Genomic DNA, 23,316 nt, shown 5'->3' with positions numbered 1-23,316 from the left:
GAGGCGGGTGTGCCAGCCCGGGCCGCGACCAGGCGAGGAACCTTTATTACGCTTGAGGGCGGCGAAGGGGCCGGCAAATCCACTCAAGTCCGTCATCTGTTGTACAACCTCCGGACGGCGGGAATAGCAGCAATCGGCACACGTGAGCCAGGCGGCTCGCCGGGGGCTGAAATTTTGCGCAAATTGCTCCTGTCGGGTCGCATCGCCCGCCTCGGTCCCGCTGCCGAGGCAATCCTCTTCGCCGCTGCTCGAATTGACCATATCGATACTACCATCGCGCCCGCCCTTGCGGCCGGGACATGGGTCGTATCCGACCGCTACGCGGATTCAACAAGGGCGTATCAAGGCGCGCGCGGACAAGTGGATCCGCGCTTTTTGCGGGCACTCGAACGCATCGCCTTGGGTAATGTCCGGCCCGACCTGACCTTGATTCTTGACCTCCCGGTCACCGATGGTCTTGCCCGTGCCACAGCCCGGCGCACCACCGGTGAAGCCCCCGATCGCTTTGAGCGCGAGGATTTGGAGTTTCACAAAACCTTGCGCGGTGCTTTCCTATCGATCGCGATGGCGGAACCGGCGCGCTGCATTGTCATCAACGCGGGAGGCCCCGAGGAAGAGGTTGCGCAAGCCATCTTCGAGGCCGTATCTCATAGGCTCATTGCTCCCGCCGCCGTGAAGCAGGCGCGGCATGGCTAGATCAACTGAGGGCAAAAACCTGGAAACCGGTTTGGAGTCCGACCGTTTCCAAGACGCCCCGCACCCCCGAAGTACCCATGTATTTATTGGTCACTCCGAAGCTGAACAGAATCTTCTTCGCGCTTATCTGGCGGGACATTTGCCGCAGGCCTTCATCATTGGCGGGCCGCCAGGCATCGGCAAAGCGACGCTTGCTTGGCGGCTTACACGGTTTTTATTGGCGAATCCGGAACCTACCGCGGCTGGTGACACGAGGGCGGACCTTTTTGTTCCTCCAGCACATCCGGTTTCGCGTCAAATCATCGCAATGGGCCACCCGGATCTCTTTCTTCTGCGTCGTGAGTGGAATGATAAAGACAAGAAGCTCTTTACGGACATCCGCGTCGAGGATGTCCGGCGGGCCACCCATATGTTTCAACAAGCGGCTGGGCGTGGCGGCTATAGGATTTGTATCCTTGATTGCGCGGAAGATCTCAATCAGAACAGCGCCAATGCGCTGCTAAAGCTAATCGAGGAGCCGCCGCCGCGCTCGCTTTTTCTTATCATCGCGCAACGGCCGGGCCGGGTGCTGGCGACGCTGCGTTCACGCTGCCAAAAAATCCTGTTGAGGCCCCTGGCGGCGGCGGATATCGGCGCGATCGTGGCGGCGCTTGGGCCACCGTGGTCGAACATTGACGATGCCGCGCGCGCCACCGCCGTCGCTCGATCGCGCGGCTCCGTCCATCATGCGTTGCGGCTCCTCGGCGACCAGGGAATCGAGCTTGACGCGGATCTCGGCCGGATGTTGGACGATTTGCCTCACATTGATTGGAGCCAAGTCCATGCCTTGGCCGATCGGATCACGGCGCGCAACAACAGCGGCGATTACGAGACGATGCTCGCCACGATCGAGGACTGGCTCGATGCACGGGTGCGGCACGGCGCGCGGACCTTGCAAGGTGCCTGCGCACATCAACTTGCACCTTACGCGCTTGTATGGGAAAAACTGAGCGAGGCGGCACGCGAGACCGAAATCTTCAATCTCGACAAGCGGCCTCTTGTTCTGTCCCTTTTCGCCGATCTGGCGGCGGCGGTACAGGCTTCTCCTTCCTGACACGGAGCGAAGCAGCAGCCGTCATGCGGGGCTCTGTACGAAGCTTCGAGATTGCTGATTGATGACTGCCGGCTCCTCTTTCTACATCACGACCGCGATACCTTATGCCAATGGCGCACCACATATCGGTCATGCCTATGAGCGTATCGCCACCGATGCGATCGCCCGCTTCCAAAGGCTCGACGGTACGAATGTCCTGTTCGTGACCGGAATGGATGAACATGGCCAGAAAATGCAGCGGACGGCGGAGCGCGAAGGCCTCACTCCACAACAACTCGCCGATCGCACGGCGGCGCAATTTGCCGAAATGGGAATGGCTCTTTGGGCGCCAGCAGATGACGTTGTGCGCACCACGCAACCCCGCCACCATGCGGCTGCCGCCGAACTATGGACCCGGATGGCAGCAGCGGGCGATATTTATCATTCCAAATATCCGGGCTGGTACTCTGTTCGCGACGAGGCTTTCTTTGACGAGTCCGAACTGACGGAGGGGCCAGACGGCAGCCGCCTCGCGCCGACCGGCGCACCGGTTGAATGGGTCGAGGAAGAAAGCTATTTTTTCAGGCTTTCGGCCTACCAGGACCGTCTCCTCAAGCTTTATCGCGACTGCCCGGATTTCGTGACGCCGGAAAAATACCGCAACGAAATTGTCGCCTTTGTCGAACGCGGGCTAACCGATCTTTCGATCAGCCGTTCAACCTTTGATTGGGGCATTCCGGTCCCCGGCGATCCGCGGCATGTGATGTATGTCTGGGTCGATGCGCTGACGAATTATCTCACCGGCACCGGGTTTCCAGACCCGGAATCATCGCGCGCGAAATTCTGGCCCGCCAGCGCACATGTGATCGGCAAGGACATTTCAAGATTTCATGCGATCTATTGGCCAGCATTCCTGATGTCGGCCAAACTCGCGCTGCCGCGCCAAATTGTCGTCCATGGCTTTTTGTTCAACCGGGGCGAGAAAATGTCGAAGTCGGTCGGCAATGTGATCGATCCGCTCGCGCTCGCCAAGCATTATGGAACCGACCAGCTGCGCTATTTTCTGTTGCGCGACGTGCCGTTTGGCCAAGACGGCACCTATTCGCATGAAGCGATCGTCAATCGGATCAACGCCGATCTTGCCAATGACCTCGGCAATCTCGCCCAGCGCTCCTTGTCGATGCTGGCCAAAAATTGCGATGGCATTTTACCCGCGCCCGCTGCGTTGAGCGAACCCGATCGGCTCCTCCTGGCTCAGGCGGTGTCGCTGCCAGCGAAATCCCGCGCCTTGATGCAAGATTATGCCCTGCATCTGATCTTAACGGAGATTTGGCGGGTCGTCAGCGAAGCAAACCGCTATTTCGCCAGCGAGGAACCTTGGGTCAAACGCAAGAGCGATCCGGCGCGGATGCAAACCATCCTTTATGTGACCGCCGAAGTTCTGCGGATCGTTGCGATCATGGTGCAGCCTGTCATGCCGGCGTCGATGGAAAAGCTGCTCGATCTCTTGGGCGTCTCACCGGGCGAGCGTAGATTTGCCAATGCCGGAATGGCGCAAGGCCTCTTGCCGGGGTCGTCTTTGCCCCCGCCCGCAGCGATTTTTCCGCGTTACATCGAAACGGAGGATGGTTTGGCCAAGAAAGACCCACCGTGCTGATCGACAGTCATTGCCACCTTGATTTTGCCGATTTCGAGTTTGAGCGCGACGCGATAGTCGAGCGCGCCCGCGCCGCCGGGCTTAAGCGGATGATTACGATTTCAACTCGGGTTGATGCTTTTCCAGTGATCCGCCAGCTCGCGGAAACCTATGAAGATGTCTATTTCACGGTGGGAACCCATCCCCACCACGCGCACGAAGACGCCGAAGCCTCCCAAGAACACCTCGTCGCTCTAGCGACGCACCCGAAATGCGTCGGGATTGGTGAAGCCGGGCTCGACTATCATTATGACAAGCCACCGCGTGATGTCGCTGCGCGGGTTTTCCGCACCCATATCGCGGCCGCCCGGCAAAGCGGGCTGCCCATTATCATCCATGCGCGTGACGCCGACTCCGATGTCGCAGCGATCCTGCACGACGAAATGGGGAAGGGCGCTTTCACGGGCCTTCTCCATTGCTTCACATCATCGGCCGCTCTTGCCGAAGCCGCGCTGTCGCTTGGCCTCTACATCTCGTTTTCCGGGGTATTGACGTTTAAAAATTCGCAAACCTTGCGAGACATCGCCCGCTCGGTGCCATTGGATAAGGTCTTGGTCGAGACAGACGCGCCTTATTTGGCGCCGGTTCCCTATCGCGGCAAACGCAATGAACCGGCCTTCGTCGCCGCCACAGCGAAAGTATTGGCCGATGTGAAAGGTGTTTCGATAGAGAGAATTGCCAAAGAAACCAGCACCAATACGTTGCGTCTTTTTAGCAAAATGCCGCCACCCATCGCGGGCGCGGAGGCAGCGTGAGCCTTACGTTCACCATTTTAGGCTGCGGCTCGTCGGGAGGAGTTCCACGAGTCGGACAAGGCTGGGGCGCTTGTGACCCCAACAATCCCAAAAACCGCCGCCGACGCTGCTCGCTCTTTGTCGAGCGGAGAAGCGCAAACGGCGCCAAGACGCAAGTCCTGGTCGACATGTCACCGGATCTGCGTGAACAAATGCTCGGGCTCGAAATTAATCGGCTCGACGCTATTTTGCTTACCCATTCGCACGCGGACCATATTCATGGAATCGATGAGATCCGGCCTTTGGTGATCATGGCGAAGCGGAAAATCGATCTTCATATGGATGCCGAGACTGCGGCGATCGTACGAAAGAATTTCAGCTATATATTCGAGACACCGCCAGGCAGCCAATATCCTGCATTATTGAATGAACATAGAATCATAACATACCAGATTATAAAGCTAAATGGCCTTGGTGGACCAGTGGAAGCCGTTCCTTTTCAACTTGAACATGGCGAAATTGGATCGCTTGGTTTTCGCTTTGGTGGCGTCGCCTATACGCCTGACCTCAACGCAATTCCTAAGGAAAGCCTTGCCTATCTCGAAGGGCTGGATCTCTGGATCGTCGACGCTTTGCGCTACACAGCCCATCCAAGCCATTTCAGCCTGCCGGAAACACTGATCTGGATTGCGCGATTGAAGCCGCGACGGGCGGTTCTTACGAATCTTCACACCGATCTTGATTTCGAACGGCTGCGCAATGAATTGCCCGCCCATGTGGAACCGGCTTTCGATGGAATGAAATTGTTTGTTTGAATAGGACTGGAAGAAACCCGGGCAACCTATTGAAATATTGATTATGACTGCCGATTGTCGTTTCCTATTAAACAAGCTCGCCGTTTACGTTCCATAATATATATTATGCGTATAGAACCCGTAGAGTCGACCCTTACAATTTGACGCTTCAATCTTTGCCGATTGGAGTAGCCAAGAAGCCAAACAGTTGATATGTTTTTCGCTCACGGGATTTTCGGCATTTTGACTATTGACCATTGGCGTGATGTTGGGCTGGCACCTTGCGGCGCTGGCCTTTCTGATTGCGCGCAGCGTTCGTTGCGCGTGTGCCGGCGGTGGGTCAATTTCAAGATTGGCAGGACAACTGCCGGGTCCGCTTTGCCGCGACGAGCCCCGTGTGGGCAAAGGGTTGGCGTGTAAGACGCTAAAGGTGTGAGACGAGCAGGCAAATCATGAGCAAAGGTAGAGACTTCCGGGGACCCAAAAAACGCGGTTTCGACGACGATGGGCCATCACCCTATGATGCACCGCGGAGCCGGACCCCGCGATCGAGCTTCGGGGCGAGTAGTGGAGGGCCGGAAATCGCGGCTCCAACCGGACCGAGCATAGATGCGGTCGTCAAATGGTTCAAGGGCGATAAGGGATTTGGCTTTGTCGAGTTGGCCAATGGGACCGGTGACGCGTTCTTGCATATTGGCGCGCTTCAAGCGGCCGGATATGAGTCCGTGCCCCCTGGTGCGAAGTTGAAGGTTAATGTGAGCAATGGCGCAAAAGGTGCCCAAGTCACGCGCGTCATCGAGGTTGATACCGCTGGCGCCGCGGAACGCGCTCCGCCGTCGCGTGGATTTGGTGATTCGCCGCGCCCGCAGCGGCGCGCGCCTGATCCATCCACGGCGGTTTCGATTACCGGGGTCGTGAAGTGGTTCGACGATCACAAGGGATTTGGCTTTGTCCAATCGAACGACGGCGGCAAGGATGTTTTCGTCCATATTTCGATCCTCGGTCCGGCAGGGATTCAGGGCCTCGTCGAAGGCCAGCCAGTAACGATGCGGGTCGTCGATACGCCGAAGGGCCGGGAAGCTTTGTCGATTTCGGTCGAATGAGGCGCAGGGCAAGCTGATGCAGCCGTCCCACGATGCCGGCCGGCTGGTTGAGATTTTGGCGGCCCTGCGCAACCCGGAAACGGGCTGCGCTTGGGATCGCGAACAGACATTCGAGACGATCGTTCCCTTCACGATCGAGGAATCCTATGAGGTGGCTGACGCCGTTGCACGCGGCGATATGGACAATTTGAAGGAGGAGCTTGGCGATCTCCTGTTACAGGTTGTTTTTCAGGCTCGCATCGCCGAAGAGCTCAATCTCTTTGATTTTGGTGCGGTGGTGCAGGCAGTCACGGAGAAAATGATCCGGCGTCATCCGCATGTCTTCGGCACCGGCTTGGATTTGACAGCGGACGAGATCAAAGCGCTCTGGGAAAAAATCAAGCAGGACGAAAAATCGGCAAAACATAATGCCGGCCCAGGAGAGGGTCTCCTCGCCGATATTCCTGTTGCCCTGCCCGGCTTGACCCGCGCCGTGAAGTTGCAAGCCAAGGCTTCAACCGTGGGTTTCGATTGGAACGACCCGCGTCTCGTCATCGAAAAAATCCGGGAGGAAACCGGCGAGATCGAAGTCGCGCTTGATTCCAGGGACGCCGCCGCGCTGGCTGGGGAAATCGGTGATCTTTTGTTCGCCGTTGCAAATCTCGCCCGCCATGTAACCACCGATCCTGAAGGAGCCATTCGGCTTGCCAACGCCAAGTTCGAACGGCGTTTCCGTTTTATCGAGGAGGAATTGGCGCGCGTCGGCAGGGCACCAGGCACCGCCACTCTTGAGGAAATGGAAACTCTTTGGAATACCGCGAAGGCCGTGGAGCAAGTTCTGCCCTAGGCCAGCTGCTTCCTTACGCGCACCTGGTTGCGGCAGCATGAAACTTTCTGCGGAGCAGATCAGAACGCTCCGGCGGTAGCCGCACCCTTACGTGAACGACGCCGTTCGGCTCGGTATCCTTGTCCATGATCTCGGCATTCTCATGTAGCCAATTGAGACCAGCACCGTTCGCTGGATCAAGCGTGACATCGAAAACCATCCGGCCATTCGCTAAGCGTGCCTCGATCGCCAAGAGCAATTCGTCGAGTCCCTGCCCTGTCACCGCGGATAGAATGATGGGTTTGTCGTGGACATTTTGCTGGCCGCGCATTCGCGCCGAGGCAAGCGCCGGATCGTCCAAAAGATCGCTCTTGTTCCAGATTTCCATGCGGCGGTGATCATTCGCGGCATCGATCCCCAGATCGCGAAGAATCGCTTCAACATCGTCTCGCTGCGCTTCGGAATCTTGATGCGCGATATCACGGACATGCAAAATGAGGTCGGCCTCAAGGACTTCCTCTAGCGTCGCCCGGAAAGCCTTGACCAGCATGGTCGGCAAGTCGGAAATAAAGCCAACTGTATCGGAAAGAATGACCTGACCGCCATGTGGGAGCGCAACCTTGCGCAAAGTTGGGTCAAGCGTCGCGAACAACATGTCCACAGCGGCGACGCCGGCGTTGGTCAGCTTGTTGAAGAGCGTGGATTTGCCGGCATTTGTATAGCCGACAAGGGCAATGATCGGATATGGGACCGCGCGGCGGGTCTTGCGATGCAGGCCGCGAGTGCGCTTAACGCTCTCGAGTTCTTGCTTGATGCGGGTCATCCGTTCCTCGATCAGGCGGCGGTCGGCCTCGATCTGAGTCTCGCCTGGACCGCCGAGAAATCCGAAGCCGCCGCGTTGACGCTCGAGGTGGGTCCAGGACCGGACCAGTCGGGATTTTTGGTACGCAAGATGGGCAAGCTCAACCTGCAGCGTGCCCTCTCGGGTGCGGGCACGTTGACCAAAGATTTCTAGAATTAGCCCCGTTCGGTCAATTACCTTGGCCGCGAAGGCTCTTTCCAGATTGCGCTGCTGCACGGGCGACAGGGCACAATCCATGATGATAAGGCCAGCGTCTTTTTCAGCCGCTAAAGCCGCGAGTTCGGCGACATTGCCCTTGCCGATATAGGCTGCCGGCTGAATTTTTGTGAGCGGCACGCGAAGTGCTGCCACAACGTCAAGGCCGATCGCGTGGGCAAGTCCCGTCGCCTCGATAAGCCGAGCTTCCTGCGGCCGTCCCTCCATGACAGGAATGGAGGCGCCGGAAACGACTTTGCGGCCTCGGCTGCCATGGAGATAGGGACCGACCACGAGCGTCCGGGTATGTATCAATGGCAAGGAGGAGCCGTCATTGGCGAGAGATTTGGGTAGCAAATCCATTCTACTTGAAAATGTGCCGATTCCAGCCTCCGGGCGTTAGACGTTTCCTGAACATATAAGCGAAGTTCTTGGCAGAACCAGGTTCCGGAGAGAATTGAATAAAATTCTATGGCCCGCCATGACCTGCCTCGTCCCCAGGCTCGAACATCTGGATAGGCTGCCCCGGCATGATCGTGGATATCGCGTGCTTGTAGACAAGCTGCGAATGGCCGTCGCGGCGGAGCAGAACGCAGAAATTGTCAAACCAGGTGACGACACCCTGCAATTTGACCCCATTCACCAGAAAGATCGTCAGAGGTACTTTATTTTTGCGGACAAAATTGAGAAAAGTGTCCTGGAGATTTTGTGGGCGCTCTGATCCCATGTCTTAAATCCTGTTATGTTCTTGGCGCCGTGCCCGGCGCATATCGTTCATCGAAAAAACGGCTGCCGCTGTTTAATCATGTGCTTACACACTCTTTTTAAGAAATTACACTAAGAACAAAGGTCTCATGGTCCAATTTTGAACCTTGCATATTTAAGGGTCTAGAAACGTCAAAACAATCGCACAAATAGGAGCGGTTGCGTCATATGGATGAACTTGACCTTGTTCATGCACCTCGGGCCGGGCAATCATATGAGACCGAGAGGTAGCCCTGCAAGCCCCTCTTTGATGATTGTCATCACGATTCAGGATTAACGTGAAACAGGCTTCACAAACCTAGGTACGCTCGGCTGCATCGTGAAAAATCGCCCGTAATTTGGAAGCAACCGGTCCTGGGGTTCCAGTGCCGATTTGCCGTCCGTCGATGCGCACGACCGGCATGACGAGGGTTGTCGCTCCGGTGACGAAAGCTTCCCGCGCGCTGTAAACTTCCTCGAGACCAAATCTCCGTTCTTCAAGCGTCAGTCCCTGCTCCGCGATAATTTCAATGAGCCTTGTTCTTGTTATACCGCGAAGGATCGTATGATCGATTTGATGAGTAATGAGAGTGCCTGCCCCGCTGACGATCCACGCGTTCGACGCCGCCCCTTCGGTAATCATTCCATCCGAATCGACGAGCCAAGCTTCATAGGCGCCCTGCTCCCGCGCAAGCTGCCGTGCAAGGACGTTGGGTAGCAAAGAGATTGACTTGATGTCAACGCGCTTCCAACGCAGGTCCGAGGTGGTAACGGCACTGATTCCCTTGCGCGCCGTTTCCGCGCTCTTTTCAGGATCAATCTGACGCGCCGTCACGACGAGGCTTGGACGAACGGATTTTGGGGGAAAGACATGGTCGCGCGGAGCCACGCCGCGTGTCACCTGGACGTAGAGATAGCCATTATCGACTCTGTTCCGAGCCATCACTTCGCGAATCACCACGGCAAGCACCTCAGGCCGGAGAGGCGCCACGATTTGCAACTCGGCGAGCGAATAGGCAAGCCGATCGAAATGGCGCTTCTCGTCGATCAGGCCGCCGCGAAATACTTCACAGACTTCATATACGCCATCCGCGAATTGGTAGCCGCGGTCATCGATATGAACCACGGCGTCACGGTGCAACACATAGCGGCCATTGACATAAGCTATTTTGCTCATGCGCCCGCTTGTGATTTGATGGAAGGAGAAAAAGTCACGGCTTGTTCATCTGCAATGTCAGGGCAGCTACTGGAATCAGACGCGCGTTCCGTTCAATCGTTTAGAAGAACGTCATCCTTGTGTGGTAGCGTCATGCCGGTTGTGCTGGCAGGCGTCAAGCGGCTTTCTCGTGACTTATCCTCGTGCACCCCTTTTGCGGTTAGCCTCCATTCGAACAAACGCAGTAAGTCGCGTTGCAGCCATTCACAATTTTTTTGTAGATTTTGGTGGTTCACGCTCCGCATTTTTGTGGGTATGGTATCGCCAAAATGAGGTTCGTCTGTCGTAAGCTTGGCAAAAAGAGCCCTGGGGAGGATCGAATGCAAACCTCGCGCGAGAAACTGATAGCCAGCCTCGCATTGGTGGCGGCCGTAGGTGTTCTCATTGCAATGGCGATCGCGTTCAGTTCCCAGGATACGCCGCCGTCGACCCCGGCCCCTCTTCGATCGACCCCGGTTCCCCCGCAATCGACCTCTGCTCCCCCGCGACCCATCAACGTTGCTCAGGCGGCCAAAGATCCGGGCGGGCCTGCCGAAAAAGCAACTGCCCTAAAGCCGGATTTGCCTATTGGCATCTCGAAGCAGCTTTACTCTCTGTCGGTGTCCGCCGCTCGCGAGCCAACGGTGCAACTTGCCGCGCTCGGCGAAAAACTGTTCAACGACAAGCGCCTTTCCGTCGATGATTCGCTTGCTTGCGCGACCTGCCATGATCCCGCCAAGGGATTTAGCGATCATCGCGGCAACAGCCCGACGTCCGCAGGTGTTCAAGACCAGCATGGCCAACGCAACGCCCCAACGGTCCTCAACGCGATGTTTCAGGCGACGCAATTCTGGGATGGCCGGGCCCCGGAGCTCGAGGATCAGGCCAAGCTGCCAATCTTGAATCCCGTTGAAATGGGCCAGAAGTCGCCGGAGGATGTTGTCGCCAAAGTGGCCAAGGTCCCGGAATATGCGGACGCGTTCAAATCGCTGTTCCAGCACGAACCCAATTATGACGATATCGCTTCCGCGATCGCCGCTTTCGAGCGGACGCAATATTCTGGCAATGCGCCATTCGACCATTTCATGGCGGGGGATAAGCAAGCGATCAGTGATCAGGCCCAGCGTGGCTTTGCCTTGTTTCAGGGAAAAGGCCGTTGCAGTTCGTGTCATGCCGCCAATGGCATCTCGTCGCTCTTCTCCGACCAGAAATTCCATAATATCGGGATCGCTGCGCATAAGCAGAATTTCGAGGAGCTGGCCCGAAAGGCCGTTGGCATCCTGAAGACGGGCGATACAAAGCAGATCGACGAACTTGCCTTGCAGACATCCTACTCCGAACTTGGCCGATTCCTTGTGACCAAAAACATGGCGGACATTGGCACCTTTAAGAGTGAGACCCTTCGCAACATTGGGATAACAGCTCCCTATATGCACGATGGTTCTCTGGCCACGCTCTGGGATGTCATGGACCATTACAATAAGGGAGGTGTTGCAAATCCCTATCTCGATGGCGGAATGCAACGTCTTGCGCTGAGCGAAGACGAAATTGACGATCTTGTCGCGTTCCTTTTCACGCTCACGGACGACCGTTTCGCCGAATTTAATAAGGCGGAATTGACCCGGCAGACGGCGCTCAAAACCAACCGGCCGCAGCGGGATGCTGAAATCGCAGAAGGCAGGAAAGGCGATGTCGGGGACGTCGGCACGAACCCAGATTTGCGCAATCCGGCAACGATCGGCGCGTTTTAGAGTTTGAATTCGAAAATCGGGGTTTACGAAGCGGCCGCACTGTAAAGCAAATAGAGAGAGCGGAAAGTTTCGTGTGAAACATTTCGCCGGGGAGCAAAGCGATGGCGCATAAGAGCATCGAAACAAAATATTACGAGGAACGCGCCTCGTTCTTTGACGACCTGACGCGGATGGGCCAGCTATCCCGGCGAGGCTTTCTCCATGTCGCCGGTGTTTCGGCCGGCATTGCCGCCGCGAAGGGATTGATCGTCCCGCAAAGTTTCCAACTCATCGAAGTCGCACAAGCCGAGACCGCGGCACCCGCATTCACGATCGCCTATGTGTCCGACACCCATCTTTACACGCGCAATGTGAACGACCGTTTCATCCGCTCCGCCGTGAAAGCGGTGGAAGACGTCAACGCGCTCGACCCGCAACCTGACTTTGTGCTTTTTGGCGGTGATCTGGCGCAACTCGGCCGCCGCGAGGAACTCGATCTTGGCGCCCAAATTTTGAAGGATTTGAAGGCGCCACTCAAAATGATGGTCGGCGAGCACGACTGGTTCCTCGACATGGGCGAACATTGGCGCTCGCTGTTTGGGCCGCCGCAATATTCGTTTGATCATAAGGGGGTGCATTTCGTCACTCTGATGAGTGTCCAGGAAAAGGATTTCTGGACGGCGCGAGGCATGACTCCAGAAGAGAGAATGCAGACGGTCGCCGGGCTCGACAACGGCATCCAGTCGCGCTTCGAAGTGGGAGCGGAAGGCCGCCAGTGGCTGCTAAACGATCTGGCGGGAGTCGACAAAAAGACCCCTATCGTCATCTTTTCCCATTCCCCGCTTTACAAATATTACCACAATTGGAATTTTTGGACGGATGACGCCGATGAGGTTCAGGCGATCCTTTCAAAATTCGATTCAGTGTCCGTCATCCATGGCCATACGCATCAGCTTCTTTTGAACCATATCGGCAATATCAATTTTTATGGGCTGCTCTCGACCGCGTGGCCGTGGCCCTATGCGCCCGAGGGACTGCCGAAGCTCACCGTTCAGATGAATCGTTCAGATCCTTTCAACGCTTTCGACGGATGCGGTGACGGTCTCATCAACGTGTTGGCCTCGGGGATGGTCGACAAGGTCTACAACCTTTGGAACCGGAATCCGGTCACTGTGCGGGCAAGCTATCTCTCGTCGAACGGCGCCAAGGACCGGCCGCCGGCGACGACCCTTTCCAGCTATTGAGGAAGATCATGCGCCCCCACGCTCTCGCACTTGCTTTCTCACTCACCGCCGGACCTGCCTTGGCTGGAAGCGATGTGCCGCGCCATCAGCTGCCGCCATCGCCGGACGGCAACTTGGTTGTCGGTCTCTGCGATGGAGACACTTCGATCGAAGTCAAGGGCGTCAAGCCCGGCGATTCGATGACGCGCGAGCAGGGTCAGCAAATCGCCGATGCGCTCATGAAGGAATGGCGAAGCAAGCATCCGGATGCTGAATGGGTCGTTGCAGAGGCCGACAGCCCTTTCCAATTGAAGTCCGAGGGTTTAAGTGCGGGCGCCGGTAGCCAGTTCCAAACCTATGGCGCCTTTACCGAGCGCGACAAACAAATTTGGAAAGACTCAACCGAACGTCTGGTGGCAGAAGGCAAACGCATTTTTCATGACGCGAAGGCGCTTGGCGGCACCAATGCCGTCTCCTGCGACATGTGCCATCCCGACGGTTCCAACACACATCCGGAAACCTATCCCAAGTTCCAGGTGCAGTTGGGACGCGTGGCCCTCCTCCGCGATATGATCAACTGGTGCATCGAAAACCCAGTGCGCGGCAAGCCTTTCGCCGACGACGATCCTCGGCTCAAAGCTCTGGAGGCCTATATTCTCGCGCAACGCAAGGGCGTCGCCTTGGACTACGGCAAGCACTGAATTGGCGGGTTAATTGGGTCCAAGGCCCAGCGCGGCGCGCAACTGAAAGCGCTCGACGATTTGGAGAAAGAGGAGGGGTCCCGCGATCCCTGCCAATGTTATGGCAGGCAAAATAATACCAATCTTAGATGCACCGAAAATTTTCATAAAGATGATGCGCGAACCGGCCACAAACAAGATGTGAAGACAGAATATGACCAGTGCGTTTTTCCCAATATACGTCAATGGTTTGAAATTTCCGACGAGTTTGACACCCGAAAGCGCAAAGATAAATAAGCACCCGGCGATCGACGCGGGAAGAAGGCTGCCGCGTAACCTGCCACCTAAGATGGGATCGTCTTGACCGAAAGATGTGGCTGCGAAGAAAACCCAAAATAGACCAAAAACAACCGCCCAAATCAGCGGAAACCGGCTGCGTGCGGGCCAATTCAGGGCTTCCTTGGAAAAAATCACACCCAAGGCATAGAAAATCGCAAATTGGCTGAATTTCGAAATTTCCGCCGGCAGAGCTAAAAGCTCGACACATCCGCGCAAGACAATGCACAACAATAGAAACCAGGTGTCAGTTGAGTATTTTCTCGATATTAAATAGGCAATATGTACAAAAAATAATATCTTAAGAAACCAAAATTGGGAGGGGCTCCCGATAATTAGAACTAGAAATTCAAGAGGGTCGAAGGGCAGTGGCCGGTTTAGATAGTGTGAAAAATAATTCATTACTAGGATTTGGATCGTTCCGTATAAAACATAGGGATATAAAATATATTTAATATTGTTATTTAAAAACTTTTTTGGATCTTTGCTAACGCTCGATGGCGCCAGCATTCCAGATATTACGAAAAAAGCAGGAATATGAAACGTATATATAAAATAATAGAGAGTGACAAATATGCTTTGCTGTGTCAGCAAACCAGCACCGGTAAGGCCACCAATGGCATGACAAAAGACAACGAGTATTATACAAAACCCCCGAGCCGCGTCTAGCCAAGGTATTCGTGTTAGTATAGGAGGTTTTCTATTTATCTGGACTTCACTGGACATCAATAAAGCCGCTTCATCCATTCTTCATCATCCAGCTGATTATTAGTGATAGTATATCAAATAGTCGTTATCATCCATCTATTATTCAGGATACCGGGCCTCCTCGTGCCGGTCAAGATGGAACAATGACGCGGTGCAGCGAAATTTCTGTTCTGTTTGTCCGCTCAGCCGGCGGGAAACCAATGCCGGAGCTTTGCCAGCAGATCGCGCGCCGTTTGCTTGAATTCCAAGGACAGTTTCCAGATCCACGTCGCGCGTGCCCAGGCGAGGAGACGGTCGCGGTTGCCGGTCAGCCAATCCATGAGCCTGCCGAACCAAACGATCGTTTTCAGCTTTGTCTTCCCCGCGTGATAAATGCGCTCGACGACGACGAGACTGACGAGATAAGCCAGCGCGATCGTGACAAATCCCGCCGTAAAATGCCCCTGGCCCATCAAGACCAAGGCATAAATTTTGGCGGGTTCCGCGAAGGCTAGAGGAACGGCGAGCAGAACAAGGATCGCATAAGGCGGAAGGACGGCGACAAGGTCTTGCAGACGAATAACGAACCGGAGCTTTGCCACCCACCGGAGCAGCGGCCGGACAACCGGCATCGCAATGGCATCCAGGACGACATAGAGGAAAACGACCGCCTCGGCCGGCCAAAGAAACAGCCGGCGAAGTCCCTTGGATTTGTCTGTTGCTGCCAATGGGTTGATCCTATCTCTTACGATTGCAAAGCCGGGCAGCCATAAGCATTTCCGAAGCGCGAATTGACAGTGGTGCGATCACAGCGGCGATCATCCTATCGCTGCCGCGATCTTTTGCCAGCATAAGGATTGTCGCTCGTTTTCTTTGAGATCCGGATGGGAACGCCGGGCAAATCGAAGGCTTGGCGGAGGCCATTGACGAGAAAACGCTCGTAGCTCGCGGGCAGTGCTTCGAGCTGATTGCCGAAAATGACGAAATAGGGCGGCCGGGCCCGCAGTTGCGTCATGTATCGGATCTTAATGCGGCGCCCAGCAACTGCGGGTGGCGGAGTTTGCTCAATGACAGCTTCCAGCCAGCGATTGAGGCGTCCCGTCGATATGCGTTTGTTCCAGGTCGCATGGACACGAAAGATCGCCTCCATGAGTTGCTCGATCCCCTGCCCGGTCGCGCCGGAGACCGGCATGACCGGCGCGCCTTTCACTTGCGGCAAAAGTCTCGCGGCTTCCTCGCGCAGTTCCACAAGCTTGGCGCTCTTGGCTTCGATCAAATCCCATTTGTTGACACCGATGACGAGCGCCCTGCCCTCGCGTTCGGCGAGATCGGCCAGGGTTAGATCTTGTTTCTCGAAAGGTATCGTGGCGTCCAGCAGCAGGACCACAACTTCAGCAAATTTCGCCGCGCGAAGGGCATCAGCGCCGGCAAGCTTCTCCAAACCCTGCTCGACTCTGGCGCGCTTGCGCAGCCCCGCCGTGTCGAACATTTTGATTTGCCGGTTGCCCCAAGCGAAATCGATGCCGATCGTGTCGCGCGTGAGGCCCGGTTCCGGCCCCGTTAACAGCCGTTCCTGGCCCAGAATCTTATTGAGGAGTGTCGATTTACCGGCGTTGGGACGGCCGATGATCGCGATCCGGAGCGGCTTCGTGACATCGAGTTCCGTGCCATCTTCGTCTTCTCCAGGCCGCGCGCGCGGCCTGTCTTCAGCCAGTCCGGCAGGCAATTCGGTTGCCTCTGGGAGCGCTTCCCGCAAGGCAGCATAAAGTTCGGCAAAACCATCCCCATGTTCCGCCGAGAGCGGCACAGGCTCACCAAGACCAAGATCAAAGCCTTCCAGCGCACCTGCCGCGCCCGCCCGCCCCTCGGCTTTATTGGCAATGAGGATCAAAGGCTTGTCGGCGCGCCGAACGAGATTGGCGAAGAACCGGTCGGTTGGGCTTAAACCCGCGCGTGAGTCGAACACGAAGAAAATCGCGTCAGCGCCGTCGATCGCCGCCTCTGTTTGAGCCCGCATCCGGCCTTGCAAGGACGCGGTATCGCCTTCCTCCAGACCAGCTGTATCGACAATCTTAAAGACCAAATCACCGAGCTTCGCCTCCCCTTCGCGCCTGTCCCGGGTCACCCCCGGGCGGTCGTCGACGAGGGCAAGTTTTTTCCCGGCAAGCCGGTTAAACAGCGTCGACTTGCCGACGTTCGGCCGGCCGATGATCGCAACTGTGAACATCGCTCCCGACTGTCATTTGGCCGGTTTGTCTCCGGGCGGCGGATTTCCGGCTTGCGTTTCCGCAGGCGCCGTTTTCTCGTTGGGCAGCAACGAGGATTGAACGAGACCGAGAAGGGCCCCAGCTCGCGTACGCACCCCCGCCGGCGCCCGTGTGTCCGACACGATTCCGTCAAACCAACGCCCGGCGGTATCAAAAGCCTTCCGCTTCAAGGCGGCAAGGCCCAAAAGCTCGCGGATCTGAAAACGATAGGGGAATGTGTCCGAGGCAAGCGGCGCATATCTCCGTTCGAAATCCAAAGGATCGTCGCTGTCGACGCGCAACATCGCGGCGCGCAGCTTAGCGACATCCTTGAAGGCCGGATTGAAGCTTGGATCGTCCGCCATGCCGTCGTAAGCCTTGATCGCCGCTTGCGGGTCGCCAGCCGAGATCTCAGCCGCGGCACGCAGGCGGGCGAGGCTCGCATAGCCGGACGGCGCGGTTTTGCTCAATGCCTCATAGGCGGCCGCCGCTTCGGCGGATTTGCCATCGCGGGCGAGTTGCGCGGCGGCTTCGAACTTGCTGCCCGCGCTTTCCGCCGCCTCATCGCGGTAATGTTCATAGGCGCGCCAAGCGCCCGTGCCAGCCACGAGCAAAACAGCCAAGCCTATGAATATATAGCGATACTTTGTCCAAATCTGGATGATGCGGTCACGCCGGACATCTTCATCGACTTCACGGAAAAACTCGGTCATTTCGGTCACTGGGGGTCAAGGAAGGTCGCGTAGGGCATTGCATGAATGACGCCCCAAGGGAAGCCTCTTTACAGAATCAACCGTGCTGATGGTAGCTATTGCCAAAACCTAGAAGCTCGGGGGGGCCTCATTTTGCCACTAGAGCAATAGCCGATCATGTTGCATCGTATCCTGCGGCGGCGAAGTAGTTTTTGCATTCCGCTGGAGCGAACAGATCGATGATGCGGCCGATGGCGTCCCAGAGGCCGCCGACGGTTCGCTCGGCAGCCTTACGCAGATGAGCCTTCAGCTTGGAGAAGGCATTCTCGATCGGGTTGAAGTCCGGACTGTAAGGCGGCAGGTAGAGAAGGCTGGCGTCCGCCGCCGCGATCATCTCCCGCACTCTTGGCCCCTTATGGCTCGACAGATTGTCCATGACGACGATGTCGCCCGGCCGCAGGTCTGGAACGAGGGCCTTGTCGACATAGGTCTCGAAAGCGTCGCGGTTGATCGGCCCGTCCAGCACCCACGGCGCGATCATGCCGCGCGTCGTGAGGGCGGCGACAAAAGTCGTGGTCTTCCAGTGGCCATGGGGCACGCCGACGCGCAGGCGTTCGCCGCGCCGGCAACGGCCATGCGTGCGGGCCATCTTCGTCGAGGCCCAGGTCTCGTCGATGAAGACGAGGCGGTCAGGGTCGAGATCGATCTGCCCGTCGAACCAGTCCTCGCGCCGTTTCAGGACGTCGGGGCGATCCTGCTCGCTGGCGTGCGCAGTCTTTTTTTGCGCGTGATCGCATGACGCGCGAAGAAGCGGCGGATCGTGCCATAGCCGACGACAAGCCCCTTGTCCGCCAGCGTTTGGCGTAACTCCTCGATGGTGATGTCGGGCGTCGCCTCGAGCACGCAGAGGACTGTGTCCTTATGGGCGTCGATCCGGCCCGACCGACGATCCCCGCCGAGCGCCTTCGGACGCGCGTCACCCCGTTCCCGCGCAAGCTTTCGCCAGCGGCTGACGCTCGATGCGCTGACCGCGAACCGCGCGCCGGCTTCGCGATGGCTTAGACCCTGCGCAACCGCGGACAGTACACGAACCCGAAGATCGAGAGACAAGGCTTTCGACATGCCTGCCGGCCTCCTTGCTCCGGCAGACAGTTTGAATCACCTCAAGCCCGATTCGGGAATCCCTTCAGATTCATTCAGGTCGGATACTGCTCTAGACTCGGGACCCATTAAAGTTCTTGCGTTGAGGTGAGTCGGCTGATTCATAGGCGGGGCGAGGAGGCTTCGCCATGGCTGATTTGTTTTTGCTCTCCGAGGCGCAGATGCGCCGGATTGAGGGTTATTTTCCGCTGTCGCACGGGATCGCGCGGGTGGACGATCGCCAGATCGTCAGCGCCATCGTGTTCGTGATCAGGAATGGACTTCGCTGGCGCGACGCGCCCAGGGAATATGGCCCGCACAAGACGGTCTACAACCGGTTTATCCGCTGGAGCCGCCTGGGCGGGTTCAACAAGATCTTCGCCGAGCTGGCGCGCAAGGGCGGCAAGCCGGGACGGATCATGATCGACGCCACGCATCTCAAAGCGCATCGCACCGCCGCCAGCCTTTTGAAAAAGGGTCTATTCCCCGACGTATCGGGCGCACCAAGGGCGGCCTGAACTCCAAGCTGCACGCGGGTGTGCGACGGCAAGGGACGCCCGCTCGTCATGCTGCTCAGCGAGGGGCGGATGAGCGATTACAAGGGAGTGGCACTGATGCTGCCGGTGCTGCCCCGGGCGAGGGAACTCCTCGCCGACAAGGGCTACGACGCCGACTGGTTCCGCCAGGCTCTCGCAAAGCGCAAAATCGCCGCCTGCATCCCCTCCAAGTCCAATCGAAAAATACCGATCGAACACGACCGCATGCTCTATCGCGAGCGCCACAAGATCGAGAACATGTTCGGCAGGCTCAAGGACTGGCGGCGCATCCACACGCGTTACGACCGATGCGCCCATACTTTCATGTCAGCAATCTGCATCGCCGCAATCGTCATCTTCTGGATCAATCAATGAGTCCTGACCCTAGCCAGGACAGTCAAACGAATTCATAGGCGAAGAGTACGGAAATAAAAGTCATCGCGACGAGGCCGATCATAAAGAAATAATCCGCAGTTTGCTCAAGTCTACTTCGCATATTCTGTCCGCGCCGGTCTCTCCGGATAGAAGCATAAGAACACATGCAACTGATCATAAAGCAAACAGCATCAATAGCCAGATACTCATCGACGTGGCTGGGACCTAAATGCACCTCGGCGAGTTTCACCAGGCCTATTCCGGTCAAACAGACCCCAAGCATGGTCGAGGCATTTGGAAGGATATGATGCGACAGCTGGATATTGTTCATAGTTTGCCTTGGTATTGGCTACGCCCCGTCAAGCGCGCGTTGGGCGGCTTTACTCCCAGTCGATTGTTCTAAGCCATGGTAACGCGCTGATTCAACTGAGAAAATTTCTTATGTATCCAGTGCAAATTTCCACGACTCGCCATTTGCTCTGTTTCAGCGGCTCTCGGCGCCCATCGCTCGATTTTTGACAGCCGCTGCAACGATCCAGCGTTAGCTCATCATGCGGCGGAAAAATACCGTCAGCGCCAGCGGTCCAAGCCCATTTTGCGATGACCGGGGCAGCGCTTCGTCGGCGGGAGATCAGTTTCAGCCAAGGCGCCAAATGGAATGCGCTCATCAGCACGTACATTGGGACCATTCCGCTCAGCGGAGAGGCATCATGCCCGGCCGAGCACATCATGTCCGTACCTCCGCGGGGCACAGAGGCCAGGAGCGCCATGACGGCGAAGGTCGGCGCCGCCGCATGGCTTCGGCGCCCGGTGTCATATCGGGTGGCGGTCATCACGCCATCTGCTCATAGCTGTCATGGTGACGCCACCAGACGCCCGCTTCGTTGCGTCCTTTGGGCGCGCGGTCAAGCCACTGATACATACCCCAGAGGCCGTCCAGTCCACGAGCATAGGTCGAATAGGTGTGATAGACGACGCCGTCCTCGAGAACGAAGGCGCTGAGGCCCGGCCGCTCGCGCACATACGCAGAAGGCTCGGCTCCAGTCCTGGCCGCGCTCTCAATAACGACAGGTGGAAGCGTCGTCTCGGTCATTGCGTGGCCGCCGCGACTATAATTGTACTCGGCACCGCCGTTGCGCTGCTGCTCTTCGCTGATAGAGACGTTGAAGTCGTAGTTGAAGTCTCCACTCTGCGAGGACGCCCAGGGAAAGGTCCAACCCATCCGCCGTTTGAACGCCTACAGCTTCGGAAGCGGTGCGCGGGATGCCGCCCAGAGCATCACGTCGTGGTTGGCAAGGTGCACGGCGATGCCGTTAAAGCCGTCGGCGATCGACGAACAGGATATGCAGCCCGCCTTGTAATCCGGCCCGAACATGAAGTGATAGACGAGAAGCTGCGAGCGCCCCTGGAAGAGGTCGGCGAGCGAAGCCTTCCCTTCGTCAATGTCGAACCGGTAGTCCTTGGCGACGCGGACCCAGGGCAGTTCCTGGCGCCGCTGCGCGAGCTCATCGCTCTGCCGCGTTAGCGTCTTTTCCGCATCGAGCAGCTTGAGCCGGGCTGCGAGCCACTGTTCACGTGTTCCGGTCTGGTGTGTGGTCATTATCCTTCTCCGTTATTTGTACCCATCATCGGTTAGACTAGGACCAGGCGTGGGCTCCCTGGGAGTTACAAGTGTGACGGGATTGCGATGGATTCGCTGATCACCGCCGCGGCGCAGGCGCTCGCGATGGGCGACCCCCTCGGCGCGCTAAACAGAGTCGCGCTCCGCGATGACGCGCCGGCGCTCGCGCTTCGCGGCATCGCCATGGCCCAGCTCGGGGATCTCGACCGCGCGAAAGCGTTGTTGCGGCAAGCGGCGCGCGCTTTCGGTCCAAGAGAGGTTGTGGCTCGCGCGAGATGCGTTGTCGCCGAGGCCGAGATCGCTCTCGCTTCGCGCGACCTCGCCTGGTCCACGAAACCGCTGGCCGCGGCATCAGCGAGTCTCGAAGCGCATGGCGACCGTGCGAACGCAGCCCATGCGCGCTGCCTCGAGGCCCGGCGCCTGCTCCTGATCGGGCGCTTCGACGAGGCCGAGCACAAGCTTGCGCAGATCGACCTCTCAGCTCTTACGCCTGCGCTGCGTGCCATACATGAACTCGCGGTCGCCGGGATTTCCATGCGGCGTGTCCGCGCTAAGGCGGCGTTGGCAGCGCTCGCCCGGGCCGAGGCAGCTGCGCGCGGGGCGCGCATTCCGGCGCTCGCGGCGGAGGTCGAACAAGCCTTCACGGTCCTCGACACACCTGTGGCGCGGCTGGTCGCGCGCGGCAAGGAGCGCCCTCTCCTGTTAGGGGAAGTCGAGGCGCTGCTCGCGTCGGAGGCGCTTGTCATTGACGCCTGCCGCAATCTCGTGCGCGAGCGGAACATGCTTGTGCCGCTCGCAAGGCGTCCGGTGCTGTTCGCGCTTGCGCGAACCCTCGGCGAGGCGTGGCCTGGGGACGTACCGCGGGACGTGCTGCTCGCCCGCGCGTTCGGCGCGAAGCACGCCGACGAATCGCATCGCGCACGATTGCGAGTCGAGATGGGGCGGCTCCGCAGGCTTCTAAGGTCAGTCGCCCGCGTGAGTGCAACGAAACGGGGGTTCGTGCTCTCGCCGCGCGGCGCGCGCGAAATCATCGTGCTGGCGCGACCGGTCGAGGAGGAACATGCCGCCGTGCTTGCCTTCCTTACCGACGGCGAGTCGTGGTCGAGTTCCGCACTTGCGCTCGCGATCGGGACAAGCCAGCGCACGGTACAGCGGGCGCTCGACTCGCTTTCCACTGCGGGCAAAGTGCAGGCATTCGGGCGCGGCCGGGCGCGGCGCCGGATGACCTCGCCGCTCGTGGGATTCGCGACGACATTGTTACTCCCCGCGCCGCTTCGGCAGCTAGGATGAAAGAATGAGAACATCCAAGGCAGAAGTCATCCGCGAATACGGGCCCTTCCCCGAGGTCGAACGGGTCAATGGTGTCTCGTTCGACGGCAAGCATGTCTGGTTTGCGTCCGGCAACCGGCTGAACACCTTCGATCCGGTAAGTGGAAACAAGCTGCGCTCGATCGACGTCGCTGGGCATGCGGGCACCGCGTTCGACGGCGAGCATCTGTTCCAGATCGCTGAGAACCGCATCCAGAAGATCGATCCGAATTCCGGTCGCGTGCTCTCCTCGATCCCGGCTCCCCGGCGGTGGCGGCGATTCTGGGCTCGCCTGGGCCGAGGGCACGCTGTGGGTGGGTCAATACCGGGAGCGCAAGCTACCAGGTCGATCCCGAGACCGGCAGGGTGCTGCGCACAATCCAGTCCAGCCGCTTCGTCACCGGCGTGACCTGGGTCGATGGCGAGCTGTGGCACGGCACCTGGGAAGGCGACGAAAGCGATCTGAGGCGCATCGATCCGCGAACGGGAGAGGTGTTGGAGCGGATCGAGATGCCGCGCGGCGTCACCGTATCAGGGCTCGAATCCAATGGCAGCGACCAATTCTTTTGCGGAGGCGGAAGCAGCGGCAAGGTGAGAGCGGTCCGCCGGCCCAACCAAGGTCCAGCGTAGCCTGAGACTACCATCGCAGGGCCAACATCGTCTTTTAACATGCTGATCTATCCTATTCTGCCCAAAGCCTCCTCTCCCATTACCATCAGCTCCAGACGTCGAATTAGCCAAGCTAGCGGTGAACGGGTTTCCGAACTGGTTTCTGAATGGGTTTCCAATCGTTCGGCTGGGCTGAGCTCGAACGGCTGTGGAAACCCCGACAAGCGGTTTCCACGC

The 23,316-nt window shown here is 57.9% G+C and carries 20 protein-coding genes and 3 pseudogenes; 13 read left to right on the top strand and 10 right to left on the bottom strand.

Features of this window, described 5'->3' with window-relative positions; genetic code table 11:
• The first annotated feature begins 9 nt into the window (after positions 1-9).
• The 7 genes from tmk to mazG all read left to right on the top strand — a co-directional run bounded on the left by tmk (position 10) and on the right by mazG (position 6,921).
• Positions 10-696, top strand: a complete 687-nt coding sequence (tmk, locus tag QEV83_RS00895) for a dTMP kinase (RefSeq protein ID WP_280129435.1) — start codon at positions 10-12, stop codon at positions 694-696.
• Entirely contained in the window at positions 689-1,789 is a 1,101-nt protein-coding gene (locus tag QEV83_RS00890) for a DNA polymerase III subunit delta' (RefSeq protein ID WP_280129434.1), read from the top strand. Before tmk ends, QEV83_RS00890 begins: the two co-directional genes overlap by 8 nt.
• A 61-nt stretch (positions 1,790-1,850) precedes the next feature.
• Positions 1,851-3,425 carry a methionine--tRNA ligase gene (metG, locus tag QEV83_RS00885; RefSeq protein WP_280129433.1) on the top strand — a complete coding sequence of 525 codons (1,575 nt, stop codon included), beginning with the start codon at positions 1,851-1,853 and terminating at the stop codon, positions 3,423-3,425.
• A complete protein-coding gene (locus QEV83_RS00880) occupies positions 3,419-4,219 on the top strand; it encodes a TatD family hydrolase (protein ID WP_280129432.1) in 801 nt (266 codons plus the stop codon). Before metG ends, QEV83_RS00880 begins: the two co-directional genes overlap by 7 nt.
• Positions 4,216-5,013 carry an MBL fold metallo-hydrolase gene (locus QEV83_RS00875; protein ID WP_280129431.1) on the top strand — a complete coding sequence of 266 codons (798 nt, stop codon included), beginning with the start codon at positions 4,216-4,218 and terminating at the stop codon, positions 5,011-5,013. The genes QEV83_RS00880 and QEV83_RS00875 overlap by 4 nt, the downstream gene beginning before the upstream one ends.
• A 431-nt stretch (positions 5,014-5,444) precedes the next feature.
• Positions 5,445-6,095, top strand: coding sequence for a cold shock domain-containing protein (locus tag QEV83_RS00870; RefSeq protein ID WP_280129430.1), 651 nt, complete (start codon positions 5,445-5,447; stop codon positions 6,093-6,095).
• 16 nt (positions 6,096-6,111) lie between these two features.
• A complete protein-coding gene (gene mazG, locus QEV83_RS00865; RefSeq protein ID WP_280129429.1) occupies positions 6,112-6,921 on the top strand; it encodes a nucleoside triphosphate pyrophosphohydrolase in 810 nt (269 codons plus the stop codon).
• A gap of 13 nt (positions 6,922-6,934) precedes the next feature.
• Here mazG and hflX read toward each other — a convergent pair whose 3' ends face one another.
• The 3 genes from hflX to QEV83_RS00850 form a co-directional block, all read right to left on the bottom strand.
• Positions 6,935-8,278, bottom strand: coding sequence for a GTPase HflX (hflX, locus tag QEV83_RS00860; RefSeq protein ID WP_280129428.1), 1,344 nt, complete (start codon positions 8,276-8,278; stop codon positions 6,935-6,937).
• Between the two features lie 148 nt (positions 8,279-8,426).
• On the bottom strand, positions 8,427-8,684 hold the full coding sequence (gene hfq / locus QEV83_RS00855) for an RNA chaperone Hfq (RefSeq protein WP_280129427.1): 258 nt from the start codon (positions 8,682-8,684) through the stop codon (positions 8,427-8,429).
• Positions 8,685-9,020: 336 nt separating this feature from the next.
• Entirely contained in the window at positions 9,021-9,878 is an 858-nt protein-coding gene (locus QEV83_RS00850) for a D-amino-acid transaminase (protein ID WP_280129426.1), read from the bottom strand.
• A gap of 359 nt (positions 9,879-10,237) precedes the next feature.
• Between QEV83_RS00850 and QEV83_RS00845 the strand changes: the two genes are divergently transcribed.
• The 3 genes from QEV83_RS00845 (at position 10,238) to QEV83_RS00835 (ending at position 13,550) form a co-directional block, all read left to right on the top strand.
• A complete protein-coding gene (locus QEV83_RS00845; protein ID WP_280129425.1) occupies positions 10,238-11,647 on the top strand; it encodes a cytochrome c peroxidase in 1,410 nt (469 codons plus the stop codon).
• A 101-nt stretch (positions 11,648-11,748) separates the two neighbouring features.
• Positions 11,749-12,870, top strand: coding sequence for a metallophosphoesterase (locus QEV83_RS00840; RefSeq protein ID WP_280129424.1), 1,122 nt, complete (start codon positions 11,749-11,751; stop codon positions 12,868-12,870).
• 8 nt (positions 12,871-12,878) lie between these two features.
• Entirely contained in the window at positions 12,879-13,550 is a 672-nt protein-coding gene (locus QEV83_RS00835) for a hypothetical protein (protein ID WP_280129423.1), read from the top strand.
• A 9-nt stretch (positions 13,551-13,559) separates the two neighbouring features.
• Here QEV83_RS00835 and QEV83_RS00830 read toward each other — a convergent pair whose 3' ends face one another.
• From QEV83_RS00830 to QEV83_RS00810, 5 genes are all read right to left on the bottom strand, one after another.
• Complete coding sequence (locus QEV83_RS00830; RefSeq protein WP_280129422.1) at positions 13,560-14,612, bottom strand: acyltransferase; 1,053 nt, start codon at positions 14,610-14,612, stop codon at positions 13,560-13,562.
• Positions 14,613-14,755: 143 nt separating this feature from the next.
• Positions 14,756-15,280 carry a hypothetical protein gene (locus tag QEV83_RS00825; protein WP_280129421.1) on the bottom strand — a complete coding sequence of 175 codons (525 nt, stop codon included), beginning with the start codon at positions 15,278-15,280 and terminating at the stop codon, positions 14,756-14,758.
• A 95-nt stretch (positions 15,281-15,375) separates the two neighbouring features.
• Complete coding sequence (gene der / locus QEV83_RS00820) at positions 15,376-16,779, bottom strand: ribosome biogenesis GTPase Der (protein WP_280129420.1); 1,404 nt, start codon at positions 16,777-16,779, stop codon at positions 15,376-15,378.
• Between the two features lie 12 nt (positions 16,780-16,791).
• Positions 16,792-17,511: a tetratricopeptide repeat protein gene (locus QEV83_RS00815; RefSeq protein ID WP_280129419.1), complete on the bottom strand. Its 720-nt coding sequence runs from the start codon at positions 17,509-17,511 to the stop codon at positions 16,792-16,794.
• Positions 17,512-17,665: 154 nt separating this feature from the next.
• Positions 17,666-18,612 (bottom strand): IS630 family transposase gene (locus QEV83_RS00810; protein WP_280128127.1). Its coding sequence is split into 2 segments (ribosomal slippage): positions 17,666-18,276 and positions 18,276-18,612, totalling 948 coding nucleotides; the frame shifts between segments, so codons are not numbered across the junction.
• Positions 18,613-18,779: 167 nt separating this feature from the next.
• Between QEV83_RS00810 and QEV83_RS00805 the strand changes: the two are divergent.
• Positions 18,780-19,541 (top strand): annotated as a pseudogene (locus QEV83_RS00805) (IS5 family transposase).
• Positions 19,542-19,563: 22 nt separating this feature from the next.
• Here the strand turns inward: QEV83_RS00805 and QEV83_RS00800 are convergent.
• Together QEV83_RS00800 and QEV83_RS00790 are read right to left on the bottom strand one after the other, a co-directional pair.
• Positions 19,564-19,872 carry a hypothetical protein gene (locus tag QEV83_RS00800; RefSeq protein ID WP_280129418.1) on the bottom strand — a complete coding sequence of 103 codons (309 nt, stop codon included), beginning with the start codon at positions 19,870-19,872 and terminating at the stop codon, positions 19,564-19,566.
• Positions 19,873-20,373: 501 nt separating this feature from the next.
• Positions 20,374-21,141, bottom strand: a pseudogene (locus QEV83_RS00790) (DUF899 domain-containing protein).
• A gap of 87 nt (positions 21,142-21,228) precedes the next feature.
• On the opposite strand from QEV83_RS00790, the gene QEV83_RS00785 reads away from it, so the two are divergent.
• Both QEV83_RS00785 and QEV83_RS00780 read left to right on the top strand, forming a co-directional pair.
• On the top strand, positions 21,229-22,452 hold the full coding sequence (locus QEV83_RS00785) for a helix-turn-helix domain-containing protein (RefSeq protein ID WP_280129417.1): 1,224 nt from the start codon (positions 21,229-21,231) through the stop codon (positions 22,450-22,452).
• A 4-nt stretch (positions 22,453-22,456) separates the two neighbouring features.
• Positions 22,457-23,100, top strand: a pseudogene (locus QEV83_RS00780) (glutamine cyclotransferase).
• Positions 23,101-23,316 lie beyond the last annotated feature (216 nt).

This window comes from Methylocapsa sp. D3K7, assembly GCF_029855125.1.
GTDB lineage: Bacteria > Pseudomonadota > Alphaproteobacteria > Rhizobiales > Beijerinckiaceae > Methylocapsa.
The sequence above is the reverse complement of the archived record's forward strand: the minus strand, read 5'-3'. Positions and strand labels throughout refer to the sequence as shown.

Excerpts from the sequence above, each read along its gene's own strand:
- QEV83_RS00850 (WP_280129426.1), bottom strand. The coding sequence starts at position 9,878 with ATGAGCAAAATAGCTTATGTCAATGGCCGCTATGTGTTGCACCGTGAC.
- mazG (WP_280129429.1), top strand. The coding sequence starts at position 6,112 with ATGCAGCCGTCCCACGATGCCGGCCGGCTGGTTGAGATTTTGGCGGCC.
- metG (WP_280129433.1), top strand. The coding sequence starts at position 1,851 with ATGACTGCCGGCTCCTCTTTCTACATCACGACCGCGATACCTTATGCC.
- QEV83_RS00785 (WP_280129417.1), top strand. The coding sequence starts at position 21,229 with ATGGATTCGCTGATCACCGCCGCGGCGCAGGCGCTCGCGATGGGCGAC.
- QEV83_RS00830 (WP_280129422.1), bottom strand. The coding sequence starts at position 14,612 with ATGGATGAAGCGGCTTTATTGATGTCCAGTGAAGTCCAGATAAATAGA.
- QEV83_RS00870 (WP_280129430.1), top strand. The coding sequence starts at position 5,445 with ATGAGCAAAGGTAGAGACTTCCGGGGACCCAAAAAACGCGGTTTCGAC.
- der (WP_280129420.1), bottom strand. The coding sequence starts at position 16,779 with ATGTTCACAGTTGCGATCATCGGCCGGCCGAACGTCGGCAAGTCGACG.
- QEV83_RS00800 (WP_280129418.1), bottom strand. The coding sequence starts at position 19,872 with ATGAACAATATCCAGCTGTCGCATCATATCCTTCCAAATGCCTCGACC.
- QEV83_RS00890 (WP_280129434.1), top strand. The coding sequence starts at position 689 with ATGGCTAGATCAACTGAGGGCAAAAACCTGGAAACCGGTTTGGAGTCC.
- hfq (WP_280129427.1), bottom strand. The coding sequence starts at position 8,684 with ATGGGATCAGAGCGCCCACAAAATCTCCAGGACACTTTTCTCAATTTT.
- QEV83_RS00815 (WP_280129419.1), bottom strand. The coding sequence starts at position 17,511 with ATGACCGAGTTTTTCCGTGAAGTCGATGAAGATGTCCGGCGTGACCGC.
- QEV83_RS00845 (WP_280129425.1), top strand. The coding sequence starts at position 10,238 with ATGCAAACCTCGCGCGAGAAACTGATAGCCAGCCTCGCATTGGTGGCG.
- QEV83_RS00835 (WP_280129423.1), top strand. The coding sequence starts at position 12,879 with ATGCGCCCCCACGCTCTCGCACTTGCTTTCTCACTCACCGCCGGACCT.
- QEV83_RS00840 (WP_280129424.1), top strand. The coding sequence starts at position 11,749 with ATGGCGCATAAGAGCATCGAAACAAAATATTACGAGGAACGCGCCTCG.